We start from the raw sequence: 21,521 nt of genomic DNA, 5'->3' as shown, positions 1-21,521 counted from the left end.
TCGTCTCGAGCGAGGTCGAGAGACGATTGTAAGGTGACCGGCCGTGTCTCGACTTCGCTCGACACGAACGGAGGTTTTCAGGTGCTGGAGTCGAGGCTTTCGATCGTCAGCTGGTCGTTGGTATAGACGCAGATGTCGGCGGCGACGGCCATTGCCTTGCGCGCCAGCGTCTCCGCGTCCGGCTCGTATTCGGCCAGCGCGCGTGCGGCCGCCAGGGCGTAGTTGCCGCCCGATCCGATCGCGGCGATACCGTTCACGGGCTCCAGCACGTCGCCATTGCCGGTCAGGATCAGCGTCACTTGCCTGTCGGCGACGATCATCAGCGCTTCGAGGTTGCGCAGATACTTATCGGTGCGCCAGTCCTTGGCGAGCTCGACCGCGGCGCGCAGCAGCTGGCCGTGGTGCTGCTCCAGCTTGCGCTCCAGCCGCTCGAACAGCGTGAACGCATCGGCGGTGGCGCCGGCGAAGCCGCCGATCACCGAGCCGTCGCCCAGCTTGCGCACCTTCTTTGCGTTGGGCTTCATCACCGTCTGGCCCATCGAGACCTGCCCGTCGCCGACGATGACGACCTTGTTGTTCCGCCGGACCGAAAGGATCGTGGTGCCATGCCATTGCGGCAGGCCGTGGTCATTCCCGCTCATGGCCGGCGATATGGGACGGCGGTTGCGTGGGCGCAACGCCGGGCGCATGATCCGCCCGGGACAAAAGAAGAGGGGACCTTGAATGAGTGCCGAGCTTCCGCAGCCTTCGACCACCTCGCTTGCCGATCGTGTCCGCAACATCCTGATGCAGCCCAAGGACGAATGGGGCCGCATCGATGCCGAGCCCGCGACCGTCGCGGGCATCTTCAAATCCTATGTCGTGCCGCTGGCGGCGATCGGGCCGATCGCGGGGCTGATCGGCATGAGCGTGTTCGGCATCCGCCTGCTCGGCTTCACTTACCGCCTGAGCTTCGGCGCGGCGCTGTCCACCGCGATCGCCACCTATATCGCGGCGCTGGTCGGCGTGTGGGTGCTGGCGATGATCCTCAATGCGCTCGCCCCCAATTTCGGAGGGCAGAAGAACGAGGTGCAGGCGATGAAGGTCGCCGCCTATGCCTGCACGGCCTCATGGATCGCCGGGGTTTTCCAGATCGTGCCCGCGCTCGCATGGCTCGCGATCCTGGGGCTCTACAGCCTCTACCTGCTGTGGCTGGGTGCGCCGCGGCTGATGCGGGTGCCGCAGGACAAGGCCATGGCGTATACGGTCGTGACGATCGTCGCCGCGATCCTGCTGTTCTTCCTGATCGGGCTGGTCGCCAGCAGCGTCACCTCGATGTTCGCCCCGCGCGTGCCGATCGGGTCGGGAACGCTGAGCGTCGGCTGAGTTTTTCCGCTTCCCCTCAGCGGCGCGCTGTGTAACGTCCGCGTCGCTTAGGGGACTCACTCACACATATGAATCGCATCCTGATCGGGCTGGCCGGCATAGCGGTCATCCTTGGCCTTGCCTTGCTGCTGTCGACCAACCGCCGCGCGATCCGGCTGCGCGTGGTCGTTCCTGCCTTCGCGCTGCAGGCGGGCTTCGCGCTGCTGGTGCTGGGAACCGGCTGGGGGCGCGAAGTGATCGGCGCGATGTCGCGCGGCGTGTCGAACCTGCTCGGCTATGCGAAGGCGGGCACCGACTTCATCTTCGGCCCGCTCGCCTCGCCCGAAATGGGCGCGAACAGCTTCGCGATCGCGGCGCTGCCGGTGATCATCTTCTTCGCCTCGCTGATCTCGATCCTTTATTACCTGGGCGTGATGCAGTTCATCATCCGCTGGGTGGGCGGGGCGATCCGCGTGGTGACCGGCATCACCCGTGTCGAGAGCCTGGGTTCGGCCGCCAACATCTTCGTCGGCCAGTCGGAAAGCCCGCTCGTCATCCGGCCGTATCTTGCGAGCCTGACCCAGTCGCAGCTCTTCTGCATGATGACGGTCGGCATGGCCGGCGTCGCGGGCACGATCCTCGGCGCCTATGCATCGATGATCGGGGCGCAGCTGCTGCCGTACCTGCTCGCCGCGAGCTTCATGTCGGCGCCGGGCGGCGTGCTGATGGCGAAGATCATCATGCCAGACGAGATCGCCACGCCGGAGCCGGACGAGGTGGTCGAGCCCGAAAGCGCCGGCGAGACCGTCTCGCTCGCCGAAGCGACGCACGACGAGGAGCGCCCGGCCAACATCATCATGGCAGCAGCGCAAGGCGCCCAGACCGGCGTCAAGCTGGCCGTCGCGGTCGGCGCGATGGTGCTGGCCTTTGTGGCGCTGGTCGCATTGCTGAACGGGCTGCTGGGAGGCGTCGGGGCCTGGCTGGTGCAGACCGCCGCGGACTGGGGCATGCCGTTCAGCTCCGCAGCCGCCGAATTCTTCGGAAATCTCAGTTTCCAGCGGCTGCTCGGCTACATCTTCCGCCCGATCATGGTGCTGCTGAACGTGCCGTGGGACGAAGCGGGCGTGGCCGGCGGCCTGTTCGGCACCAAGATGGTGCTGAACGAGTTCGTCGCCTTCATCGAGCTCGGCAAGATCCAGAACACGCTGTCGCCGCAGACGGTCGCGGTCGTGACCTTCGCGCTGTGCGGCTTCGCGAACTTCAGCTCGATCGCGATCCAGATGGCGGTGACGGGCAACCTCGCCCCCAACCAGCGCCCGGTGATCGCCCGCCTCGGCCTGCGCGCCCTGGCCGCCGGGTCGCTCTCCAACCTGATGAGCGCGGCGCTGGCGGGATTGCTGGTCGGTTAGACCAGAAGAACGGCCTCGCCATATTCCGCCAGCCGGCGTTCGACTGTCACGAGGCGCAATTGCTCCACTTGCGCTTGCGCGACCAAAAGGCGATCGAATGGATCTCTGTGGTGCAGTGGCATGGTTTCGATCGCCACAAGCTGCGTAGGCCGCAGGTCGAGGGGCTCAAGCCCGTCTGCCAGGAAAAGCGCCTGCGCCTCGGTCATGCTGATGCCGATCGAGTCCGGACCTGATTTCCTGATGTTGTTCTTGATCGCGATTTCGAGGAGCGAAACGATGCTCACGAACACATCGTTTCCCGGATCGGCGATCAATGCCCGAGCAGGCGGCGCGAGCTTTTCGTTGCCGAGGACGAACCAGAGCGCGACGTGCGTGTCGAGCAACAGCCTCATTCGTCCGCTTCGCCCTCGAACATGCGGGCGATCAGCTCATCGTCGCGATCGAAATCTTCGACCAGCGTATATTTGCCTTTGCCTAGGCCAAAGACGCGCGGCTTGCGCTCTGCTTTTGCCGCCGTCATCGTGACCGCGGGCACGCCGTTGCGCGCGATCGTGATTTCCTTTTCGCGCCCGGAGACCAGCGCCTCGATCAGGCGCGACAGGTGCGTCTTTGCCTCATGGACGTTTACGATCGACACGGGTCAACTCCTTAGTCCACCTTAGCTAAGGTAGCCTGGGTGGGCACCGTCCACAAGCCCCTTGCACTTGACCTTACGTCAAGCGCTACAGCGATTCGCATGGATGCGTTCGACATTTCCGAAGTGGCGCGGCGGACGGGGCTGACCTCGCGCGCGTTGCGCTTTTACGAGGCGCGTGGCCTGATCAGGCCACTCCGCACCGAAGGCGGGCGACGGTGGTTCGGGCCGGGCGAGATGGCGCGGCTGAATGCGATTGTCGCGCTGAAGCGCGCCGGCTTCGCGCTGTCGGCGATCGCGCGCATGCTCGAAGGCAAGTCGGTCGATCTGGCCCGGCTGGTCGAGGCGCAGCTGGCCGAGATCGAGGCGCGCGCGGCGGAGGTCGCGCAGGCGCGCACGCTGCTTCTTTCCGTTCAGTCCCGCATCGATCGTGGCGAGCCGATCGACGTCGCGACGCTCTGCTCGCTGATCAAACAAGGGAACGCGACGATGGAAGCCGAAAATTGGCAGCGGATCACCGACCGCTATATAACCCCGGAGGAAAAAGCCCGCTGGGCCGACCGGATGGACGAGGTCCCGCCCGGTTTCGACCAGGCGGAATACAGCCGCAAATGGGCCGAGCTTGGCGAGCGGATCGAGCGCGCTCTGCCGCTCGATCCTGCGAGCAAGCAGGCACAGGCATTCCTGGACGAATGGAAGGCGCTGCTGAAGCCGTTCACCGACGTCGCGACGCCCGAGATGATGGCGGGCGCCAATCGCCTGTACGACAACATGGGCGAATGGCAGCACGAGCAGAAGCCGCCCTTCTCGATGGAGGTCTGGGAGTTCGTCAAGGCGGCGGGTGCCGCGCGGGGACAGGCGGCAGCCTAGGCTTCCGCAACCAGCGGGGCGACCTGGCCGGCGAACTCGGTGCGCTTCATCGTGAGGCGGGTGAGCTCGTTCAGGTCGCCCTGGATGCGGGTCGGCGTGACGCCGGTGAAGCGCTTGATCTCGCGGATGCAGTGGGACTGGTCGTAAAAGCCCTGCTCCAGCAGCTCGGCGATGCCGGCCTCGCCCTTGGCCAGAACCACCGCCGCCCGAAGCGCGCGATATTTGCGCGACAGGAGCTTGGGGGGAGCGCCGTAGAGCCGCTTGCACAGGCGCTCCACCTGGCGGCGGGACAGTCGCGCCGCCGCGACCAGATCGTCGACTTCGGGGCTGAGGCTCGCCTGCAGCCACTGATCGACGGTGCGCGTGAACCAGCGCGACTGGCCGTGACCGCGGGCGACCAGGTCGCGGACCAGCTCGTTGCCGATCGCGACTCTCTCATCGAGCGACTCGGTCGCGCGCAACCGGTCGGCGACGTCGCGCAGCTCGCGCCCGAACAGCTCGGTCGCGTCGATCACGCGATTGGTCAGCGACGACGCGTCGATCGCGATCGTCGCGCCCCATCCGGCGGGCAGCAGGCCGGCGCCGAACACATCGGCCGGTCCATCGACGTAAAGATGAGTGCAGCCCATGGTCGGGCCGACGATCTGGATTTCCGGGCCTTCCTGCGTGTAGCCGTCGGCGAAGCGATAGCCGCCCGATCCCTTCAGCATGAAGCGAAGCTGCGCCAGATCGGCGCGATCGTCATCCTCGAATCGCGGGACGTCGGCGCGGAAATTATAGAAGACGGACACATAGTCCGTCAGCGCCGCGTCAGGTGCGGCATAGTCCAGCGAAACCGCGACCATCGATGCGCCCCTGTTTTTCTGGCAAGCACCATAGCCGATTGCAGGGCGTCAAAAAAGTGGCCCGGCCGGAACACGTCCAACCGGGCCGTAAGGTCAAGAACCCCCAAGATTTTCGGGAGCCCTTCGGGTCGCAGAATCTGGATACCGTATTGCCCGCAGAGTCGGATAGGACAGAATCGACACGGCCGGCAGTTTAACTGCCGATGAACCAATCCTTTGCGACCGGCGCATCGATCGTACAGCAAAGGCCGGACGCCGCGAATTCGAGCCTGACGCTGCCGACCAGCTCGCTGGCAAGCGCTCGCTCCAGCATCATCGAGCCAAACCCGCGCCGCCGCGGAGCCGTCACGCGCGGGCCGCCGCTTTCCATCCAGACGAGTCGCAGCCGCCTGTCCGCGACGCTCCACGATATCGTCACCCTGCCCGAGTCGTTGGACAGTGCACCATATTTGACGGCATTCGTGCACAGCTCATGGATCGCGAGCGCAAGTGTCACGGCCATCTTCGGCGGCACGCGAATGTCAGGGCCATCGAGCTGCAAGCGCTGCTTGTTCGGATCGCAGGCAGCAGCCGCCGACCGGATGACCTCGATCATCGAGGCCGGCTCCCAGCTCTCCCGCGTCAACAGATTGTGAGCGGCAGCGAGCGCGACCAGCCGCCCCTCGAAGGCTTTGCGCCGCGCGATGTCGCGTCCGCCCGCAAAGCTTTGGTGCGCGAGGGCCTGAACGACGGCGAGCGTGTTCTTCACGCGGTGATTAAGCTCGTGGAGAAGCAGTTGCTGATGCTCCTCGTCGCGCTTGCGGTCGGTAATGTCGAGCGCGACCCCGATCACCCGGTCGACGCCGCCGCCAGACGATAGCTGGAATTCGGCGCTGATCAGCAGCCAGCGCACATCGCCGCGGCTGAGCCGGTAGCGGACCTCGGCCTGGAAGTGCGGCTCGCCGCTTTTAAGCGAGGCGACCGCGGTCGCCGACAAGCGCTGAAGGTCCTCGGGATCAATTCGCGCGCGGAATTCGTCATAAGCGACCTCGCGCGTCTCGATGAAGCCGAGCAGGCGGTTGAGGTCGCTCGAATGAAGGATGCGGCCGGCGCGCACGTCATATTCCCACACCGCCATCCGGCCTGCGTCCATCGCCAGGCGCAGCCTGAGCTCGCTCGCGCGAAGCGCATCCTCGACGGTTTTGTTTCGGGTGATATCGATGCTGGCTGCCAGCACGCCGAACGGCGAGCCGTCGGACTTTCGGATCACCGAGACGGAATTGTCGACCCAGATGATCGAACCGTCGGGCCGGACGTAGCGCTTCTCGATTCGGTACGGCGTACCGTCGCGCACCGCCGCCTCGAACAGCGGCACGTTTTCCGCCAGATGATCGGGGTGGGTGATCGACTGCATCGTGATTTGCAGCAGCTCTTCGCGCGAGCGGCCGACCATTTCGCAGAAGCGGTCGTTGACGAGCGTGAAGCGTCCCGACAGCTCGACCTGCGCAAGCCCCGCCGCGGTCTGTGCGAAGATCGCGGCGAGTTCCGCATCCTGCTCGGACGCAGCCCGGCCAGGGCGCGGATCAGCGTTGGCCGCCATGCTGCGCGTACACCACCATTTGGGTAGCGTATCGCAACCTGAACGAGCCTGCCAGCGCTGCGGGAATGACAGCGGCGGTCGCGGCGGTTAAGGCCGCTCCATGGCCACTGCAGTTTCGCCCGCGCCCGACGCACTGCCCGTCAGCCTTGCCGATATCCAGACGGCGGCGACGCGAATTGCCGGCTCGATCGTGCGAACGCCGACGCTGCACAGCCAGACGCTGTCGCAGATGACCGGGGCGCGCGTGTGGCTGAAGTTCGAGAATCATCAGTTCACCGCCGCCTATAAGGAACGTGGCGCGCTCAACACCCTGTTGCAGATGAGTGCCGACGCGCGGGCCAAGGGCGTGATCGCGGCATCGGCCGGCAACCATGCCCAGGGCCTTGCCTATCACGGCCACCGACTCGGCATTCCGGTCACGATCGTGATGCCGAAGCCGACGCCGACGGTGAAGGTCACCCAGACCGAGAGCCATCAGGCAACCGTGATCCTGGAAGGCGAGACGTTCGACGCCGCCTATGCCCATGCCCGCCGGCTGGAGGAGGAGCGCGGGCTGACCTTCGTGCATCCGTTCGACCACCCGCACATCATCGCCGGCCAGGGCACTGTCGCGCTGGAGATGCTGGCGGATGCGCCGAACATCGACACGCTGGTGATCCCGATCGGCGGCGGCGGCCTGTTTTCCGGCATGGGCACCGCCGCGCGCGCGCTGAAGCCGGGCATCGATCTGGTCGGCGTGCAGGCCGAGCTCTACCCGTCGATGTACGCCGCGCTGAAGCAGCTCGACATGGCTTGCGAAGGCGACACGCTGGCCGAAGGCATCGCGGTCAAGCGGCCCGGCGAGCTCACGTCGCGCTTCGTCGAAGCGCTGGCCGACGAGCTGCTGCTGGTTTCCGAACGCGATCTGGAGCGGGCGGTCAGCCTGCTGCTGCAGATCGAGAAGACCGTCGTCGAAGGCGCAGGATCGGCGGGGCTGGCGGCGCTGCTGGCGCACCCCGCCCGCTTCAAGGGCCGCGAAGTCGGCATCGTTTTGTGCGGCGGCAATATCGACACGCGGCTGCTCGCGAACGTCTTGCTGCGCGACCTTGCCCGTTCAGGCCGGCTGGCACGGCTCAGGGTGCGGCTGCAGGACCGGCCCGGTGCGCTGTTCCATGTCGCGCGGATCTTCGACGAGCAGCACGTCAACATCATCGAGGTCTATCACCAGCGGGTGTTCACCAGCCTGCCTGCCAAGGGGCTGATCACCGACATCGAATGCGAAACGCGGGACCAGGCGCATCTCGACCGCCTGATCGATGCGCTCCGCGCCGCGCACTACAAGGTCAGCATGGTCGAGCTCGCCTGAGGATATAAAGAAAGTAAACACACTTTTCATTGAAGCTCAGGTGTCGAATAAGCGTTCATGAACAGGCGGGGATGCGATTCTCCGCTTGAGAGGGCAGGCTGTGAGTGCACCATTCCGCTTCCCGCGATTCTTCGTGACCAGCCCGAATCCGTGTCCTTACCTGCCGGGCAAGTTCGAGCGGAAGGTGTTCACCGAGCTGAACGGCGCGCATGCGGCCGAATTGAACGATGCGCTCAGCCGGATCGGCTTTCGCCGCAGCCAGAGCGTCGCCTATCGCCCGAGCTGCCCCGACTGCAATGCATGCGTGTCGGTGCGCGTGGTCGCCGACGAGTTCCAGCCGAGCTCCAGCCAGAAGCGCCTGCTGAAGCGTAACCGCGACCTGGAAGTGACCGCGTGCCGCCCCTGGTCGACCGACGAGCAATTCCAGCTGCTGCGCCGCTATCTGGCGTCGCGGCACCCCGGCGGCGGCATGTCCAACATGGACGAGATGGACTTTGCCGACATGGTCGAGCAAACCCCTGTCCACACCCATATCATCGAGTATCGCGAGCCGCGCCAGGGCTTTGCACCCGGCAGGCTGGTCGGCGCCTGCCTGACCGACCGCCAGGCCGACGGCCTGTCGATGATCTACAGCTTCTACGATGCCGAACATGCCGACCGGCCGGGTCTCGGCAACTTCATCATCATGGACCATATCCTGCGCGCCCGCGCCGCCGGGCTGCCATACGTCTATCTCGGCTATTGGGTGCGCGGCTCGAAGCGCATGGCCTACAAGGCGCGCTTTACGCCGGTCGAGAAGCTCTCCGCCGAAGGCTGGGTGCGGTTCGAGCCGGAAGCCGCCGAAACCCTCTCGTGAGTCCCGATTCGCAACAGCCGGGTTCCGTTCGGCACGGGCGTGGAACAGGATTCCTGATCGCGAGTTGATCCTTTGAAAGATCATGTAATCGCGGAGACTCTGGTTAATGACCGGAGAATAAGGGTTAACAGACTTTAGCTATATTCCAGCTGTGGTAAGTTGATGCCCTGTTTTGAAGCGCTCTCGCGTAGAGGAGGTGCTGATGCGTACGGCAACTGTTCATTCGATCGACCTTGCTCATCGCGGCTATCAGGTCGCCTATCATCCCGGTGAGACCAATCGCTGCCCCGGTTGCGGACACAGCAACTGGCTGATCGGGCGGGTGACGGCGCAATGCGGCTTCTGCGGCACCGCGCTCGCGCTGGCCCTCAGCGCGCCGGGCATGTCGTTGAACGACGACTATCTGGCGCTGGCGAGCTAGAGCAGTTTTGCGGTTTGACCGATCCCGATCGCTCGTCCCGAGCGGAGCGCGCAGCGCGTAGTCGAGGGGCGCCGGCTGAAGGTTTCGGAGCAGCGCCCCTCGACTTCGCTCGGGACGAGCGGATTTCGGTCGAGAAGACGAAGAAAAAGGCCGGCGGTCGCCCCGCCGGCCTTTGTTGTTTCCCCGCCCTGAGAAATCGTCAGGCGGCGGCGGTGGCCGGCGCCTGTTCTTCCTGCGGATCGCGCAGCACATAGCCGCGGCCCCAGACGGTTTCGATGTAATTGTCGCCGCCGCACGCCAGGCTCAGCTTCTTGCGGAGCTTGCAGATGAAGACGTCGATGATCTTCAGCTCGGGCTCGTCCATGCCGCCGTAAAGGTGGTTCAGGAACATTTCCTTGGTGAGCGTGGTGCCCTTGCGGAGCGACAAGAGCTCCAGCATCGCATATTCCTTGCCGGTCAGGTGCACGCGGGCGCCGTCGACCTCGACCGTTTTCGCGTCCAGATTGACGGCCAGCTTGCCGGTGCGGATGACCGACTGGGAGTGGCCCTTGGAGCGACGCACGACCGCGTGGATGCGGGCGACCAGCTCGTCGCGGTGGAAAGGCTTGGTCACGTAATCGTCGGCGCCGAAGCCGAACGAGCGGACCTTCGAATCCATTTCGCTGATGCCCGACAGGATCAGCACCGGCGTCTGGACCTTCGAGGTGCGGAGCTTCTTCAGCACGTCGTAGCCGTGCATGTCCGGCAGGTTCAGGTCGAGCAGGATGATGTCGTAATCATAGAGCTTGCCCAGATCGAGGCCTTCCTCGCCCAGGTCGGTCGAATAGACATTCAGACCCTCCGCATTCAGCATCATCTCGATCGCCTTGGCGGTCGTCGGCTCGTCTTCGATCAGCAAAACGCGCATAACTGCGGCCCCTCGTCATGTCGGTGCGCGCGGCGACCCCGTGCGCGCCCAAGCGCCTCATTAACCAGTTAACCTTTGAGCTCCAAACGTTAATATCGAGTTAAGTCAGCAAGGTAGCTTTCGCGTAGCAGATCGGCTGTGAGACGTTGCCGACAAGCCACAGAACAGCCAACGCGCGACTTGCGCGTCAGGGTTCCGTCATTTCGTCTGAGGCTGTGCGATCCAAGAGCGGACAATGGTGGAGCCGAGGGGGATCGAACCCCTGACCTCGTCATTGCGAACGACGCGCTCTCCCAGCTGAGCTACGGCCCCGCACCATGTTCCCGGCGCCGGCTGGCGGCGCGAAGCAGGGCCCTTACTCGCGCCTCCCGCACGATGCAACACGCTTCGTCGCACAGGCCCGTTCCGACCGGAACCAAGCGGGAGCGGATGCGCTGATTCGGACGGGAGTGCGTGGCCGCGCAGGTCGCGCCGCGCCTCGAGACCTTGAACGAAAGGAGCATCCGAAAATGGCAGACCGGGACAATTACCGCGGCTATGGCAGCCCCAGCGACCGCTATTACGAAGGCCGCGAATATGGCCGGCGCGGCGAAGGCCGGCGCGACGACTGGCGCGGCAGCGACCACCGCAGCGACAATGACCGCGGCTTCTTCGAAAGGGCCGGCGACGAGATCCGCTCCTGGTTCAGCGACGACGACGACCGCGAGCGCGGCTGGCGCAGCGAAGACCGCGGCTATGGCCGGGACTATGACCGCGACCGCGGCTATGGCAGCGGCAGCCTGAGCGCAGCGATGCGCGATCGGCAGCGCGATTTCCGCCAGGACGCAAGCGAACCCTGGGGCGGCGGCGACCGCGGCGGCTGGAGCGACCGCGACTGGCGCAGCCGGCGCGAATCGAGCGGCGGCTATGAAGCGGCCGGCTCGCGCTATGGCGGCACCAGCGACTATCGGACGCGCGGCGGGCGCTATGAAGACCGCGGCGGCTACGGCAGCGGGCGGGCCGGCATGGGCAGCGGCGACTGGCGCGGCCAGGGCTCTCATCCGCACGATGAGAATTGCCGCGACTGGCGCCGGCAGCAGATGGATGCGCTCGACCGCGATTATGACGAATATCGCCGCGAGAACCGGGACAAGTTCCACAGCGAATTCTCGAACTGGCGCAGCAATCGCCAGCAGCAGCGCTCCAGCATGCGGAGCGTCCGCGAGCATATGGAGGTCTGCGGGTCGGACGGCGAGCATCTCGGCACGGTCGACAAGGTCGCGGGGGACCGCATCATCCTGACCAAGAGCGATCCGGCGGCCGGCGGCCATCACCACTCGATCCCCTGCTCGTGGATCCAGTCGGTCGACGATAAGGTCACGATCAACAAGACCGCGGACCAGGCCAGGGACCAGTGGCGCGACGAGGAGAATCGCCGTGCGCTGTTCGAAAGCGAGGACCAGCGCCGCGGCGAAGGCGCCCATATGCTGAACCGCAGCTTCTCGGGCACCTATGAGGATCGCTAGTCTGACTTCCTCCCCGAGCTAGCTCGGGGAGGATTTGTTTTGTGCCACGCGCCGCCTAAGGTGCCTTCAAACAAAGGGAGGACATCACGATGCGCGCCTGGGTGCTGAAATCGCGGCCGAAGGGGATGCCGCAGCCGAGCGACTTCGATCTGGCCGATCTGCCCGACCAGCCGCTCGCCGATGGCCAGTTGCGCGTGCGCAACCTGTGGCTGTCCGTCGATCCGTACATGCGCGGGCGCATGAACGACGTGAAAAGCTATGTGCCGCCGTTCCAGCTCGGCGAGCCGATGACGGGCGGCGCGGTCGGCGAAGTGATCGAGAGTAAGAACCCCGGCTTCGCGCCCGGCGACAAGGTGCTGCACATGGCCGGCTGGCGCGACACCGCGACGATCGGCGCCGAATCGATGCCGCAGAAGCTGCCGGCGGACATGGGCGTGTCCGACGACGTCTGGCTGCACAATCTGGGGCTCACCGGCGGCACCGCCTATTTCGGCCTGCTCCGCACCGCCGAAGCCAAGGCGGGCGACATCGTCTTCGTCTCGGCCGCCGCGGGCGCGGTCGGCTCGGCTGTCGTTCAGATCGCGAAGCTGAAAGGCATGACCGTGATCGGCTCGGCCGGCGGGCCGGACAAGGTCGCATTCGTGAAGGAGCTCGGCGCCGATGCGTGCATCGACTACAAGGCGGGGCCGGTGCTGCCGCAGCTGATGGAAGCCGCGCCGAACGGCATCGACGTCTATTTCGACAATGTCGGCGGCGAGCATCTCGACGCGGCCTTCGCGACCGCCCGCGAACGCGCCCGCTTCGCGATCTGCGGCATGATCGACGTCTATAATGACGGCAAGCCGCAGGAGCTGCGCTACATCATCCGCACCATCCCGACGCGCCTCACCATGCGCGGCTTTATCTGGACCGACTATTTCCCCGAGATCGGCACCTTCCAGCAGGAAATGGGCGCCTGGGTGACCGGCGGGAAGATCAAGGCGCGGACGACGGTACGGGAGGGGCTGGATTCGACCCTGGACGCATTCCTGGGCCTGTTCAGCGGCGCCAACACAGGCAAGATGCTGGTGCGGCTGTGACCTGCGCCCTCCCGACCGACTGACACCGTGAGTCAGGCGATTGCGACACGCCGCCGCCGGGCCAGACAGCCGGCCGCAGCGAAGCCGAGGATCATCATTGCCCATTGCGCCGGCTCAGGGACCGCAGCGATGCGCAGCACTTCGCCGCGCCCGGAGACCGCGCTGAAGTTGGAGACGTAGAAGGCGGAGTCGGAGCCGATTGCGAGGCCGGTTGGCGTGATTAGTCCCTGACTAAATAGCGTTGACCGGGCGCCGCCGGGCGCGATCCGGATCAGCGCGCCGGTGCCGCCAGGCGTGGCGAGGCCGTTGCTGTCGACCTCCAGCACATAGAGGCTGCCGTCGCTGCCGAAGGCGAGATCGCTGATCGTGGTGAAGCCGTCATAGGCGACGTCCACCGCGCCGCCCGGCGTGACGCGATAGATTCGCGCCGCGCCCTGGGTGAACGGAAATCCGGTCAGCTCGGCGACATAGATGTTGCCGTCCGGCCCGATCGCGAGCCCCGTCGGCACCGCATCGCTCATCGGCACGGGCGGCCCGATCGGCCGGCCCGGAAAGGCGGCGACCAGCGACACGCTGCCGTCCGGAGCGACGTTCAGCAGCGTGTTGCTGCCGGCGTCCGTCACCAGCAGGCCGTTCGGCCCCTGCACCATGTGGAACGGGTTGCTCTCGATGAGGCCGCCGACCGGATCGTGCGCGCCTTCATAGGCTGCCACATCGGCAAAGTCGGCGATGCCGCCGGTAAAGGTGACGACCTTGCCCAGTCGCCCGCCGCCCGCCGCCAGGGCGGTCGTGCGCAGCGCCGGGTCGGCGCCGAGCCCGATCGCCAGATAGCCCGTACCGTCGGCGCCGAACACGATGTCGCTGGGCCCCGCAGTCTCGCCGGTCGCGAGGATGCCCAGCGACGGCAGGCCGGAGACGATGCGCTGCTGCACGCCGCCGGCGACGCGGGTGATCGAGCCCGTCTGCGACAGCGCCGCGACATTGCCGCGCACGATCGTGCTGGGCCCGCCCGCCGTCGGCACGCCGCCTTCGGCGATATAGAGACTGCCGTCCGGCCCGAAGGTGACCCCGCGGGGATTGTTGAGCCCGCTTGCCACGACCGAGCTGGCATAGGTCAGGGCCGCGGCCGGCGCGGTCATGACCACGGAAGCGGCGGCAAGCAATGCCGCACGAACAAGAACTTTCATGATTGTTTCCTCCTGAATGGATCAAGCAAGAGCGATGCGGACCCGGCGACGGCGCGCGGCGAAACCGGCAAGGCCGAAGCCGCCGATCATCATGGCCCAGCTCCCCGGCTCCGGGATGCTCGCGAACAGGCGCGGGCCAAAGTCCGCAATCTCGCTGTTCGGGCCGTCGACCGCCGGATTCGCCCTGAGCCGCGACCACAGCTGGAAAATGTAGCTGCCGGGATCGTAGCCGCGGCTGGTCAGCAGGCTGAGGGGCACCGAGGCGGACACGGTGTTGCCGTCGATCACGGCGCCCCCGGCGAACGCGGTGACGGCCGGCGGACCGGCCGGCGGAAGCACGACCACGCGCATCGTGCCGTCCGGCGTCAGCACCGCGAGCGAATCCCATTTGACGGTCGGGTCGAGGTCGGGCCCGGCAAGGTCGTTCAGGCGAGCGGTTCCGGCGCCGCGATTGATGCCCCAGACATAAAGCTGCCCGGCCGGCGCGCCGACCGCGCCGTTCAGCGTGAGCTTCAGATTGTAATTGCTTCCGTCGAACCGGGCCTCGGCCGACGTGAAGTCGAGATTGGGATTGAGCGCACCGGTGTAGGTCGCCAGGAAATCGCCGGCCGGATCGGTCGCGGCATCGGCTCCGCCCGCGATCGCGGCACCGGCCAGCAAAGCGGCGATGGCTTTGGTCTTGCACAGCATTTCACTCACCCCTTTTTCAGTTGATAGGCACCCTGGCCTGCTCCGCTGGCCAGACCTGGGTTGGCAGCGATCATGGTGACGGTCGGAGAGAGAAGTTGCGTCCACCGTTCGGTGGAGATCGCGACGAAATTGAGCTAAACGGCTGTACGACAAGGATGAGGGGGGCATCCATTGTGCGGTCGGCATCGTCATTCTCTGACCTGATCGGCACGATCTACGATTGCGCGCTGGACCCGGCGCGCTGGGAAGACGTGCTGACGTGCGTGCGGCGCGAACTGCGCTTTCACCATTCCGCGCTTACCCTGATCGAATTGCGATCGGGCGCGGTGCGGCTGAGCATCAGCAGCGGGGTCAGCGAACCCTGGCGTTCCCGAATGGACGACTATGGCAGCGAGATCGTCGAACAATGGGGCGGTCCGCACGTCATCCTGACGCATCCTCTCCACGAGCCCGCGGTGCTCTCACGGATCAACCCCGCCGCGCTCGCGACCGGCCGCTACCGCAAGGAATGGGCGGAGCCGCAGGGGCTCATCGACGTGATGGCTCTGGTCGTTGCCCGCGACGATCAAGCGGTCGGGTCCGTCGGGCTGGGCCGGCATCGGCGCGACGGTCCGATCGGGGACGAGGAGATCGAGGCCGCAGCGCTGCTGCTCCCCCATCTGCAGCGCGCGATCACGATCAGCCGGCTGCTCGATCTGAAGACCGCGACCGCGGCCACGTTCGAGGCGGTCATTCATGAACTTGCCGCCGCCGTCTTGCTGGTCGACGCCGAATGTCGGGTGATCCACGCCAATCCCGCGGCGCATGAGCTGCTGGACCGCGCCGACGCTATCCGCCTGGGAGAAGAACGGCTGCGCCTCACCCGCCCGGGCGCGGACAAGGCGCTGGCCGTCGCCATACGACAGGCGGCGAACGGCTCCGGTGCGATCGGACGCAAAGGCTTCAACGTTCCGGTGCGCGGGGACCAGGGGAACGAGCGCATTCTCCATGTGCTGCCGCTTCGTCCACGGATCGAGAGGGCCGGGACCAGCGCCGCGGCCGTCGCTGCCGTCTTCGTGTCGCCGTCGAACCGGCGCAACGGCGCCGGCGCGGACATCATCGCCGAATTGTTCGACCTGACCCCCGCCGAGGCGCGCGTGTTGAAGGAGGTGGTCGAAGGCAAGGGCAATGCCGCGATTGCCGGAACGCTCGGAATCGGCGAAGCGACCGTGCGCACGCACCTGCTGCGCCTGTTCGAGAAGACCGGCGTCCATCGCCGGGCGGAGCTCGTCGCGCTGGTCTCGTCCTTCGACCTGCCGGTACGGTCCGAAGCGGATTCGGAAATGGCGAGACCGCAACAAACCTGAGCCGCGGCCGCCTAGCCGTCACCCTCACGCGGCTGCGGGCGAACGAAGATCCGGAACAGCTCAGGGTGCTCGGCGCGGATGCGGTGTTCCAGCCGGGCGATCAGGCGCTCGATGTCGTTCACCCGCAGCGAATCGTCGAACTGCACGCCCAGTGCCGCGAACACCATGTTCGGCGCCAGCTGCGACGTGGTGATGCTCTCGACCGAGCGTACGCACGGATCGGCGTTCGCCATCTGCTTGATCGACTCGGTCAGAACCGGCGAGGCGCGCTCGCCGATCAGCAGCGCCTTGCTTTCGCGCGCGAGCACGACCGCGACGGCCGCCAGCACGCCGCCGATCAGGATCGAGGCAGCGCCGTCGATCCAGGGCTTGCCCAGCGTGACCGACGCATAGGTGCCGATCGCGGCGATGACGATGCCGGCAAGCGCAGCCGAATCCTCGAAAAAGACCATGAAGCTGGTCGGGTCCTTGCTGGACTTCACCGCGATCCACCATTTCAGCTTGCCCTTGGCATGGCGGAAGGCACGCCAGCCGAACCACCAGGACGCACTCTCGAAAATAAAGGCGAGCGCGAACACGATATAGCTGAGCGTGGGCCGCGTGTTCGGCTCCGGATGGCGGATGTGGATCGCGCCTTCATAGACGGAGACGCCGGCGCCGACCGCGAAGATCAGCAGCGCGACCACGAAGCACCAGAAATAAAGCTCGCGGCCATAGCCGAACGGGTGCTGCTCGTCGGGCGGGCGGGCGGCGCGGTGCTGGCCGTAGAGCAGCAGCACTTCGTTGCCCGAATCGACCAGCGAATGGACCGCTTCGCTCAGCATCGCCGAGCTGCCCGACAGCGCCGCCGCCACGCCCTTGGTGATGGCGATCAGCAGGTTACCGATCAGCGCGGCAATGATCGACGTGCGCGAGCCGTGTTCCGTCATCCGCAACCCCTGGTGGCGTGGAACTTACGATGCGCCGTGCCGGATGTTCCCTGCGGCGGAATCGGTTCCCAAGCGTTACGGGTTTGACTAAGCCCATCTGAACGGAGGAGCACGCATGGACGCCCTGGTTTCGACCGACTGGCTGGAAAAGGAACTGAGCGCGGTCGATCTGCGCGTCGTCGATGCCACCTGGCTGATGCCGGGCGACGGCGATGCCGCCGCCGCATACGAGCAGGCGCATATTCCGGGCGCGGTGTTCATGGACCTGGCCGAGCTGGCCGACACCAGCACCTCGCTGCCCAACATGCTGCCGCCCGCGGAGAAATTCGCCAGCCGGATGCAATCGCTGGGGCTGGGCGACGGCAGCCGCATCGTCGTCTACGACCAGTCGCCCTACAAGACGGCGGCGCGCGCATGGTGGATGCTGCGCACCTTCGGCGCGCACGATGTCGCGATCCTCGACGGCGGGCTTGCCAAGTGGCGCGCCGAATCGCGGCCGGTCGAAAGCGGCAAGCCGCAGGTGCGCCACCGCCATTTCACCGCCTGGGCGGATTCGAAAGGCGTGCGCTCGCTCGACCAGATGAAGGCGAATGTCGGGAGCCGGGCCGAGCAGGTGCTCGATGCGCGCGGCGCGGATCGCTTCGCGGGGCAGGTCGCCGAACGGCCGGGCGTGCAGCCGGGGCACATTCCGGGCTCGAAGAACCTGCCCTACACGCAGCTGTTCAATGGCGACGGCACCTATAAGCGCGGCGACGCGCTCCGCCAGGCGTTCGAGCAATCGGGAATCGATCTCGACAAACCGATCGTGACCACCTGCGGCTCCGGCATCACTGCATCCGTGCTGCTGTTCGGCCTGCACCTGCTGGGCAAGGACGCAGCGCTCTACGACGGATCGTGGAGCGAATGGGGCGCGGATGCGTCCACGCCCAAGGAAGTCGGCGCGGCGGCGTGACGGCAGGCAAGGGCGACAAAACGCAGAACCCGGCCACGACACTCGTCACCGCCGGGCGGCGGGCGGAGTGGACGCAAGGAATCGTGAACCCGCCGGTCTGGCGCGCGTCCACGATCCTGTACGACAGCGTCGCCGACCTGAAGGAGCGGCAGAAGGACACGCATCACCGGCTCTATTACGGCCGGCGCGGCACGCCGACGCAGTGGTCGCTGGCCGACGCGCTGACGGAACTGGAGCCGGGGGCGGAAGGCACGCTCCTCTACCCCTCCGGCGTGGCGGCGGTGGCGACGGCGCTGCTCGCGGTGCTGGGGCCCGGCGACGAGCTGCTGATGGTCGACAGCGCCTATGAGCCGACACGCGCGCTTTGCGACGGCCTGCTGAAGCGTTTCGGCATATCCACGCGCTTCTACGATCCGCTGGTGGGCGCCGGGATCGCCGGTCTGATCGGCGACAAGACCCGCGCGATCTTCATGGAAAGCCCCGGCAGCCTGACATTCGAAGTTCAGGACGTGCCGGCGATCTGCGCGGCGGCGAAAGCGCGGGGCGTCGCCACGCTGCTCGACAACACCTGGGCGACGCCGCTCTATTTCCGGGCGATCGAAAAGGGCGTCGATCTCTCGATCCTCGCCTGCACCAAATATGTCGTCGGCCATTCCGACGCGATGCTCGGCGCCGTCACTGCCGCGCCGTCCGCTTGGGGGAAGCTGCGGCAGGCGACCTATCAGCTCGGCCAGCATGCCGCGCCCGACGATGCCTGGCTTGGCTCGCGCGGCCTCCGGACGATGGGCGTGCGGCTGGCGCAGCATCAGGCGAGCGCGCTGAAGGTCGCGCGCTGGCTGGCGGAACAGCCGCAGGTGGCGCGGGTGCTGCACCCGGCGCTGCCCGGATGCCCCGGCCATGAACTCTGGACGCGCGACTTCGCCGGCGCGTCGGGCCTGTTCGGCTTCGTCCTGAACGGCGGCGACGACGCGGCGCGCGCGGCGCTGATCGACGGCCTGGAGCTGTTCGGCATCGGCTTCAGCTGGGGCGGGTTCGAAAGCCTCGTCATACCCGCCGATCCTGAGCGGATGCGCACCGCGGTGCCGTGGCACGCCGAAGGGCCGCTGGTCCGGCTCCACATCGGGCTGGAAGACCCCGACGACCTGATCGCCGACCTTGCGGCGGCCTTGCGGAGGTTCGCAGCCGCCCTTTCCTGAACGCGCCGTTCCGCCTTGGTTCATATGGACTTAGCTACAAAGGCGCACGGTGGAACCGGAGAGCTCTGCTCCGCGTCGGTTCCATATGTTTTCCGAAGGAGACAGAGGGTGAAGCTTTCGACGAAAATCACCGCCGGGCTGATCGCCGGCGCGACCCTTGTGGCCGCGGCGACGCCGGCAGAGGCGCAATGGCGCCATCGCTATTACCGTCATCATCGCGGCAACGACGCTGCCCTGGCGCTGGGCGCCGGCGCGCTGGGCCTGGCGCTCGGTGCGGCGATCGGCTCCAGCTCGCGCCGGGGCTATGACGGCTATTATGGCGGCTATTACGGCCGCCCCTATGCCTATGGCTATGACGGCTATGGCTACCGGTCCTATTACGCGCCGCGGCGCTGCTGGACCGACCGGCAGTGGGACGACTGGCGCGGCCGCTGGCGCCGGGTCCGGGTCTGCGAACGCTACTGACGCCGTGAATCCGCCCGATCCGGGCAGCTTGTCGAACGCGCCTGCTCTTCCTACGGCTGCTCGGTAGGAAGACGGCCGCGACAGGCCCGGATCGGAGCGGAACATGGGGGAGTGGTTCATCGGCGTACTCGGCGGGTCGGGGCTTTACGCGATCGACGCGCTCGAAGACGCCGCATGGCAGAGCGTCGGCACGCCCTGGGGCGAACCGTCCGACCGGATCCTGACCGGCAGCATCGCCGGCACCCGCTTTGCCTTTCTGCCGCGCCACGGCCGCGGCCATCCGATTTCCCCTTCCGGAATCAATTACCGCGCCAATATCGACGCGCTGAAGCGGATCGGCTGCACCGATCTGATCGCGCTGTCCGCCGTGGGATCGCTGAGGGAAGAGCTGCCGCCCGGCCGTTTCGTCGCGGCCGACCAGTTCATCGACAACACGCGGACGCGTGCCGGCAGCTTCTTCGGCTCGGGGCTGGTCGCGCATGTATCGATGGCCGATCCGGTCTGTCCGCGCCTGGCCGGCTTCGCCGCGGCCGCCGCGACACGCGCCGGCGCTGAGGTGACCGAAGGCGGCACCTATGTCGCGATCGAGGGGCCGCAGTTCGGCACCCGCGCCGAAAGCCATATGTACCGCAGCTGGGGCGCCGACATCATCGGCATGACGGCGATGCCCGAGGCAAAGCTCGCGCGCGAGGCGGAGCTGCCCTATGCGCTGGTCGGCATGGTCACCGACTATGATTGCTGGCGCTCGGACGAAGCGCATGTCGAGGTCGCCGAGGTGCTGCGCGTGATGCACGGCAATGCGGACAAGGCGCGGCAGACGGTCGTCGAGCTCGCCCGGCTGCTGCCGGGGACGCGCGAGCCGAGCCCGATCGACACCTGCCTCGACGTCGCGCTGGTCACGGATCCGCAAGCGCGCGATCCGGCGCTGGTCGCGAAGCTGGACGCCATCGCGGGGAGAGTGCTTCGATGATCCGACTGTTCGACTATTTCCGCTCCTCCGCGAGCTACCGCGTGCGGATCGGGCTGAACCTGAAGCGCGTCGAATATGAGCGGATCGACATCCCGCTGCTGGAAGGCACGCAGCGCGGGGCGGACAATCTGGCGCGCAACCCGCAGGGTTTCGTGCCGACGCTGGAGATCGACGGGCATCAGCTGACCCAGTCGCTGGCGATCCTCGACTATCTCGATGCGCGGTTCCCGGAGCCCGCATTCGTTTCCGCCGATCCGGCGCGGCGCGCGAAGACGCTGGGCCAGGCGCTGCTGATCGCCTGCGACATCCACCCGCTCAACAACCTGCGCGTGCTCAATTATCTGAAGGCGGAGCTGGGCGCGGAACAGGACGCACGCGACGACTGGTACCGGCACTGGATGCGCGAGGGCTTCGCCGCGCTCGAACGGATGGCCGAGGGCAGCGGCCGGTATCTGGGCGGCGATGCGCCGGACCTCGCCGACATCTGCCTGGTGCCGCAGATGTTCAACGCGCGCCGCTTCAAGCTGGACCTGGGCGCATTCCCGACGCTGGTGCGGATCGATTCGGCACTGCAGGACCTCGAACCGTTCGCAGCCGCGCATCCGGATCGGGTGCAGGCCTGACCGCCAATGTTGTTGCTTGCCGTCCTCGCCGCCGCCTCTGCATCCGACATCGTCGTCACCGGGCACGGCCTGACCGAGGCGCCGGGCGAGGCCGCTTATGACGTGGTCACGATCGACCGCGCTCAAATCGAAGCGAGCGCCAGCGGGCGGCTGGAGGACGTGCTGGCGGAGGTGGCCGGGCTGCAGCAGTTCCGGCGTTCGGATTCGCGTTCGGCCAACCCGACCAGCCAGGGCGTGACGCTGCGCGGCCTCGGCGGCAACGCGGCGAGCCGGGCGCTGCTGATCCTGGACGGCGTGCCGCAAGCCGATCCGTTCGGCGGCTGGGTCAACTGGCCCGCTTACGACCCGCAGGGGTTGGCGCAGGTGCGG

The 21,521-nt window shown here is 66.7% G+C and carries 23 protein-coding genes, 1 tRNA gene and 2 pseudogenes; 15 read left to right on the top strand and 11 right to left on the bottom strand.

Annotated features, from left to right (window positions below; translation table 11 throughout):
• Positions 1–77 precede the first annotated feature (77 nt).
• Positions 78–641, bottom strand: coding sequence for an ATP-dependent protease subunit HslV (gene hslV, locus VFT73_RS10290; protein ID WP_326410643.1), 564 nt, complete (start codon positions 639–641; stop codon positions 78–80).
• An 82-nt stretch (positions 642–723) separates the two neighbouring features.
• Between hslV and VFT73_RS10285 the strand changes: the two genes are divergently transcribed.
• Together VFT73_RS10285 and VFT73_RS10280 are read left to right on the top strand one after the other, a co-directional pair.
• Positions 724–1,365 carry a Yip1 family protein gene (locus VFT73_RS10285; protein WP_326410641.1) on the top strand — a complete coding sequence of 214 codons (642 nt, stop codon included), beginning with the start codon at positions 724–726 and terminating at the stop codon, positions 1,363–1,365.
• Positions 1,366–1,433: 68 nt separating this feature from the next.
• On the top strand, positions 1,434–2,753 hold the full coding sequence (locus VFT73_RS10280; protein WP_326410639.1) for a NupC/NupG family nucleoside CNT transporter: 1,320 nt from the start codon (positions 1,434–1,436) through the stop codon (positions 2,751–2,753).
• Here the strand turns inward: VFT73_RS10280 and VFT73_RS10275 are convergent.
• Both VFT73_RS10275 and VFT73_RS10270 read right to left on the bottom strand, forming a co-directional pair.
• Positions 2,750–3,145 carry a type II toxin-antitoxin system VapC family toxin gene (locus VFT73_RS10275; protein WP_326410637.1) on the bottom strand — a complete coding sequence of 132 codons (396 nt, stop codon included), beginning with the start codon at positions 3,143–3,145 and terminating at the stop codon, positions 2,750–2,752. The two genes, VFT73_RS10280 and VFT73_RS10275, sit on opposite strands and share 4 nt — an antisense overlap.
• The gene (locus VFT73_RS10270) at positions 3,142–3,390 is read right to left on the bottom strand and encodes a prevent-host-death protein (protein ID WP_326410635.1); all 249 of its coding nucleotides are present in this window, start codon (positions 3,388–3,390) and stop codon (positions 3,142–3,144) included. Before VFT73_RS10270 ends, VFT73_RS10275 begins: the two co-directional genes overlap by 4 nt.
• A gap of 99 nt (positions 3,391–3,489) precedes the next feature.
• On the opposite strand from VFT73_RS10270, the gene VFT73_RS10265 reads away from it, so the two are divergent.
• A complete protein-coding gene (locus VFT73_RS10265) occupies positions 3,490–4,257 on the top strand; it encodes a MerR family transcriptional regulator (protein ID WP_326410633.1) in 768 nt (255 codons plus the stop codon).
• On the opposite strand, the gene VFT73_RS10260 is transcribed toward VFT73_RS10265, so the two are convergent.
• Positions 4,254–5,102 carry a helix-turn-helix transcriptional regulator gene (locus VFT73_RS10260; protein ID WP_326410630.1) on the bottom strand — a complete coding sequence of 283 codons (849 nt, stop codon included), beginning with the start codon at positions 5,100–5,102 and terminating at the stop codon, positions 4,254–4,256. The two genes, VFT73_RS10265 and VFT73_RS10260, sit on opposite strands and share 4 nt — an antisense overlap.
• 193 nt (positions 5,103–5,295) lie before the next feature.
• Complete coding sequence (locus VFT73_RS10255) at positions 5,296–6,681, bottom strand: PAS domain S-box protein (protein WP_326410627.1); 1,386 nt, start codon at positions 6,679–6,681, stop codon at positions 5,296–5,298.
• Between the two features lie 100 nt (positions 6,682–6,781).
• Here VFT73_RS10255 and VFT73_RS10250 point away from each other — a divergent pair, with 100 nt between their 5' ends.
• From VFT73_RS10250 to VFT73_RS10240, 3 genes are all read left to right on the top strand, one after another.
• The gene (locus VFT73_RS10250) at positions 6,782–8,026 is read left to right on the top strand and encodes a threonine ammonia-lyase (RefSeq protein ID WP_326410624.1); all 1,245 of its coding nucleotides are present in this window, start codon (positions 6,782–6,784) and stop codon (positions 8,024–8,026) included.
• A gap of 100 nt (positions 8,027–8,126) precedes the next feature.
• Positions 8,127–8,882 (top strand): arginyltransferase, encoded by a 756-nt coding sequence (locus tag VFT73_RS10245; protein ID WP_326410621.1) that lies wholly within the window; start codon positions 8,127–8,129, stop codon positions 8,880–8,882.
• A 202-nt stretch (positions 8,883–9,084) separates the two neighbouring features.
• Positions 9,085–9,303 (top strand): hypothetical protein, encoded by a 219-nt coding sequence (locus VFT73_RS10240; protein WP_326410618.1) that lies wholly within the window; start codon positions 9,085–9,087, stop codon positions 9,301–9,303.
• Between the two features lie 199 nt (positions 9,304–9,502).
• Here VFT73_RS10240 and ctrA read toward each other — a convergent pair whose 3' ends face one another.
• Together ctrA and VFT73_RS10230 are read right to left on the bottom strand one after the other, a co-directional pair.
• Positions 9,503–10,210: a response regulator transcription factor CtrA gene (gene ctrA, locus VFT73_RS10235; RefSeq protein ID WP_326410615.1), complete on the bottom strand. Its 708-nt coding sequence runs from the start codon at positions 10,208–10,210 to the stop codon at positions 9,503–9,505.
• 236 nt (positions 10,211–10,446) lie between these two features.
• A tRNA-Ala gene (locus tag VFT73_RS10230) sits at positions 10,447–10,522 on the bottom strand.
• A gap of 197 nt (positions 10,523–10,719) precedes the next feature.
• Between VFT73_RS10230 and VFT73_RS10225 the strand changes: the two genes are divergently transcribed.
• Together VFT73_RS10225 and VFT73_RS10220 are read left to right on the top strand one after the other, a co-directional pair.
• The gene (locus VFT73_RS10225; RefSeq protein WP_326410611.1) at positions 10,720–11,715 is read left to right on the top strand and encodes a DUF2171 domain-containing protein; all 996 of its coding nucleotides are present in this window, start codon (positions 10,720–10,722) and stop codon (positions 11,713–11,715) included.
• An 89-nt stretch (positions 11,716–11,804) separates the two neighbouring features.
• A complete protein-coding gene (locus tag VFT73_RS10220) occupies positions 11,805–12,794 on the top strand; it encodes an NADP-dependent oxidoreductase (RefSeq protein ID WP_326410608.1) in 990 nt (329 codons plus the stop codon).
• Between the two features lie 32 nt (positions 12,795–12,826).
• Here the strand turns inward: VFT73_RS10220 and VFT73_RS15300 are convergent.
• The 3 genes and pseudogenes from VFT73_RS15300 to VFT73_RS10210 form a co-directional block, all read right to left on the bottom strand.
• Positions 12,827–12,928: pseudogene (locus VFT73_RS15300) on the bottom strand (PEPxxWA-CTERM sorting domain-containing protein); the annotation flags it as partial.
• A 6-nt stretch (positions 12,929–12,934) separates the two neighbouring features.
• Positions 12,935–13,933: pseudogene (locus VFT73_RS10215) on the bottom strand (ScyD/ScyE family protein); the annotation flags it as partial.
• Between the two features lie 69 nt (positions 13,934–14,002).
• Complete coding sequence (locus VFT73_RS10210) at positions 14,003–14,671, bottom strand: PEPxxWA-CTERM sorting domain-containing protein (RefSeq protein ID WP_326410603.1); 669 nt, start codon at positions 14,669–14,671, stop codon at positions 14,003–14,005.
• Between the two features lie 173 nt (positions 14,672–14,844).
• Between VFT73_RS10210 and VFT73_RS10205 the strand changes: the two genes are divergently transcribed.
• Complete coding sequence (locus VFT73_RS10205; protein ID WP_326410600.1) at positions 14,845–16,017, top strand: helix-turn-helix transcriptional regulator; 1,173 nt, start codon at positions 14,845–14,847, stop codon at positions 16,015–16,017.
• A gap of 11 nt (positions 16,018–16,028) precedes the next feature.
• Here VFT73_RS10205 and VFT73_RS10200 read toward each other — a convergent pair whose 3' ends face one another.
• Positions 16,029–16,946 (bottom strand): cation diffusion facilitator family transporter, encoded by a 918-nt coding sequence (locus tag VFT73_RS10200; RefSeq protein ID WP_326410598.1) that lies wholly within the window; start codon positions 16,944–16,946, stop codon positions 16,029–16,031.
• A gap of 115 nt (positions 16,947–17,061) precedes the next feature.
• Here VFT73_RS10200 and sseA point away from each other — a divergent pair, with 115 nt between their 5' ends.
• From sseA to VFT73_RS10170, 6 genes are all read left to right on the top strand, one after another.
• Positions 17,062–17,898 carry a 3-mercaptopyruvate sulfurtransferase gene (gene sseA / locus VFT73_RS10195; RefSeq protein ID WP_326410595.1) on the top strand — a complete coding sequence of 279 codons (837 nt, stop codon included), beginning with the start codon at positions 17,062–17,064 and terminating at the stop codon, positions 17,896–17,898.
• The gene (gene metC / locus VFT73_RS10190; protein WP_326410593.1) at positions 17,895–19,094 is read left to right on the top strand and encodes a cystathionine beta-lyase; all 1,200 of its coding nucleotides are present in this window, start codon (positions 17,895–17,897) and stop codon (positions 19,092–19,094) included. The genes sseA and metC overlap by 4 nt, the downstream gene beginning before the upstream one ends.
• 108 nt (positions 19,095–19,202) lie before the next feature.
• Complete coding sequence (locus VFT73_RS10185) at positions 19,203–19,559, top strand: hypothetical protein (RefSeq protein WP_326410591.1); 357 nt, start codon at positions 19,203–19,205, stop codon at positions 19,557–19,559.
• Positions 19,560–19,662: 103 nt separating this feature from the next.
• The gene (locus VFT73_RS10180) at positions 19,663–20,529 is read left to right on the top strand and encodes an S-methyl-5'-thioadenosine phosphorylase (protein ID WP_326410589.1); all 867 of its coding nucleotides are present in this window, start codon (positions 19,663–19,665) and stop codon (positions 20,527–20,529) included.
• Entirely contained in the window at positions 20,526–21,152 is a 627-nt protein-coding gene (maiA, locus tag VFT73_RS10175) for a maleylacetoacetate isomerase (protein ID WP_326410587.1), read from the top strand. Before VFT73_RS10180 ends, maiA begins: the two co-directional genes overlap by 4 nt.
• 6 nt (positions 21,153–21,158) lie before the next feature.
• Positions 21,159–21,521, top strand: a 363-nt coding sequence (locus VFT73_RS10170) for a Plug domain-containing protein (protein ID WP_326410584.1), incomplete at its 3' end; no start/stop codon positions are given.

Source organism: Sphingomonas sp. (assembly GCF_035758555.1).
In the GTDB taxonomy this organism is placed as follows: domain Bacteria; phylum Pseudomonadota; class Alphaproteobacteria; order Sphingomonadales; family Sphingomonadaceae; genus Sphingomonas_B.
The sequence above is the reverse complement of the archived record's forward strand: the minus strand, read 5'-3'. Positions and strand labels throughout refer to the sequence as shown.

Excerpts from the sequence above, each read along its gene's own strand:
- hslV (WP_326410643.1), bottom strand. The coding sequence starts at position 641 with ATGAGCGGGAATGACCACGGCCTGCCGCAATGGCATGGCACCACGATC.
- VFT73_RS10285 (WP_326410641.1), top strand. The coding sequence starts at position 724 with ATGAGTGCCGAGCTTCCGCAGCCTTCGACCACCTCGCTTGCCGATCGT.
- VFT73_RS10280 (WP_326410639.1), top strand. The coding sequence starts at position 1,434 with ATGAATCGCATCCTGATCGGGCTGGCCGGCATAGCGGTCATCCTTGGC.
- VFT73_RS10275 (WP_326410637.1), bottom strand. The coding sequence starts at position 3,145 with ATGAGGCTGTTGCTCGACACGCACGTCGCGCTCTGGTTCGTCCTCGGC.
- VFT73_RS10265 (WP_326410633.1), top strand. The coding sequence starts at position 3,490 with ATGGATGCGTTCGACATTTCCGAAGTGGCGCGGCGGACGGGGCTGACC.
- VFT73_RS10260 (WP_326410630.1), bottom strand. The coding sequence starts at position 5,102 with ATGGTCGCGGTTTCGCTGGACTATGCCGCACCTGACGCGGCGCTGACG.
- VFT73_RS10255 (WP_326410627.1), bottom strand. The coding sequence starts at position 6,681 with ATGGCGGCCAACGCTGATCCGCGCCCTGGCCGGGCTGCGTCCGAGCAG.
- VFT73_RS10250 (WP_326410624.1), top strand. The coding sequence starts at position 6,782 with ATGGCCACTGCAGTTTCGCCCGCGCCCGACGCACTGCCCGTCAGCCTT.
- VFT73_RS10240 (WP_326410618.1), top strand. The coding sequence starts at position 9,085 with ATGCGTACGGCAACTGTTCATTCGATCGACCTTGCTCATCGCGGCTAT.
- ctrA (WP_326410615.1), bottom strand. The coding sequence starts at position 10,210 with ATGCGCGTTTTGCTGATCGAAGACGAGCCGACGACCGCCAAGGCGATC.
- VFT73_RS10225 (WP_326410611.1), top strand. The coding sequence starts at position 10,720 with ATGGCAGACCGGGACAATTACCGCGGCTATGGCAGCCCCAGCGACCGC.
- VFT73_RS10220 (WP_326410608.1), top strand. The coding sequence starts at position 11,805 with ATGCGCGCCTGGGTGCTGAAATCGCGGCCGAAGGGGATGCCGCAGCCG.
- VFT73_RS10210 (WP_326410603.1), bottom strand. The coding sequence starts at position 14,671 with ATGCTGTGCAAGACCAAAGCCATCGCCGCTTTGCTGGCCGGTGCCGCG.
- VFT73_RS10200 (WP_326410598.1), bottom strand. The coding sequence starts at position 16,946 with ATGACGGAACACGGCTCGCGCACGTCGATCATTGCCGCGCTGATCGGT.
- sseA (WP_326410595.1), top strand. The coding sequence starts at position 17,062 with ATGGACGCCCTGGTTTCGACCGACTGGCTGGAAAAGGAACTGAGCGCG.
- VFT73_RS10180 (WP_326410589.1), top strand. The coding sequence starts at position 19,663 with ATGGGGGAGTGGTTCATCGGCGTACTCGGCGGGTCGGGGCTTTACGCG.
- maiA (WP_326410587.1), top strand. The coding sequence starts at position 20,526 with ATGATCCGACTGTTCGACTATTTCCGCTCCTCCGCGAGCTACCGCGTG.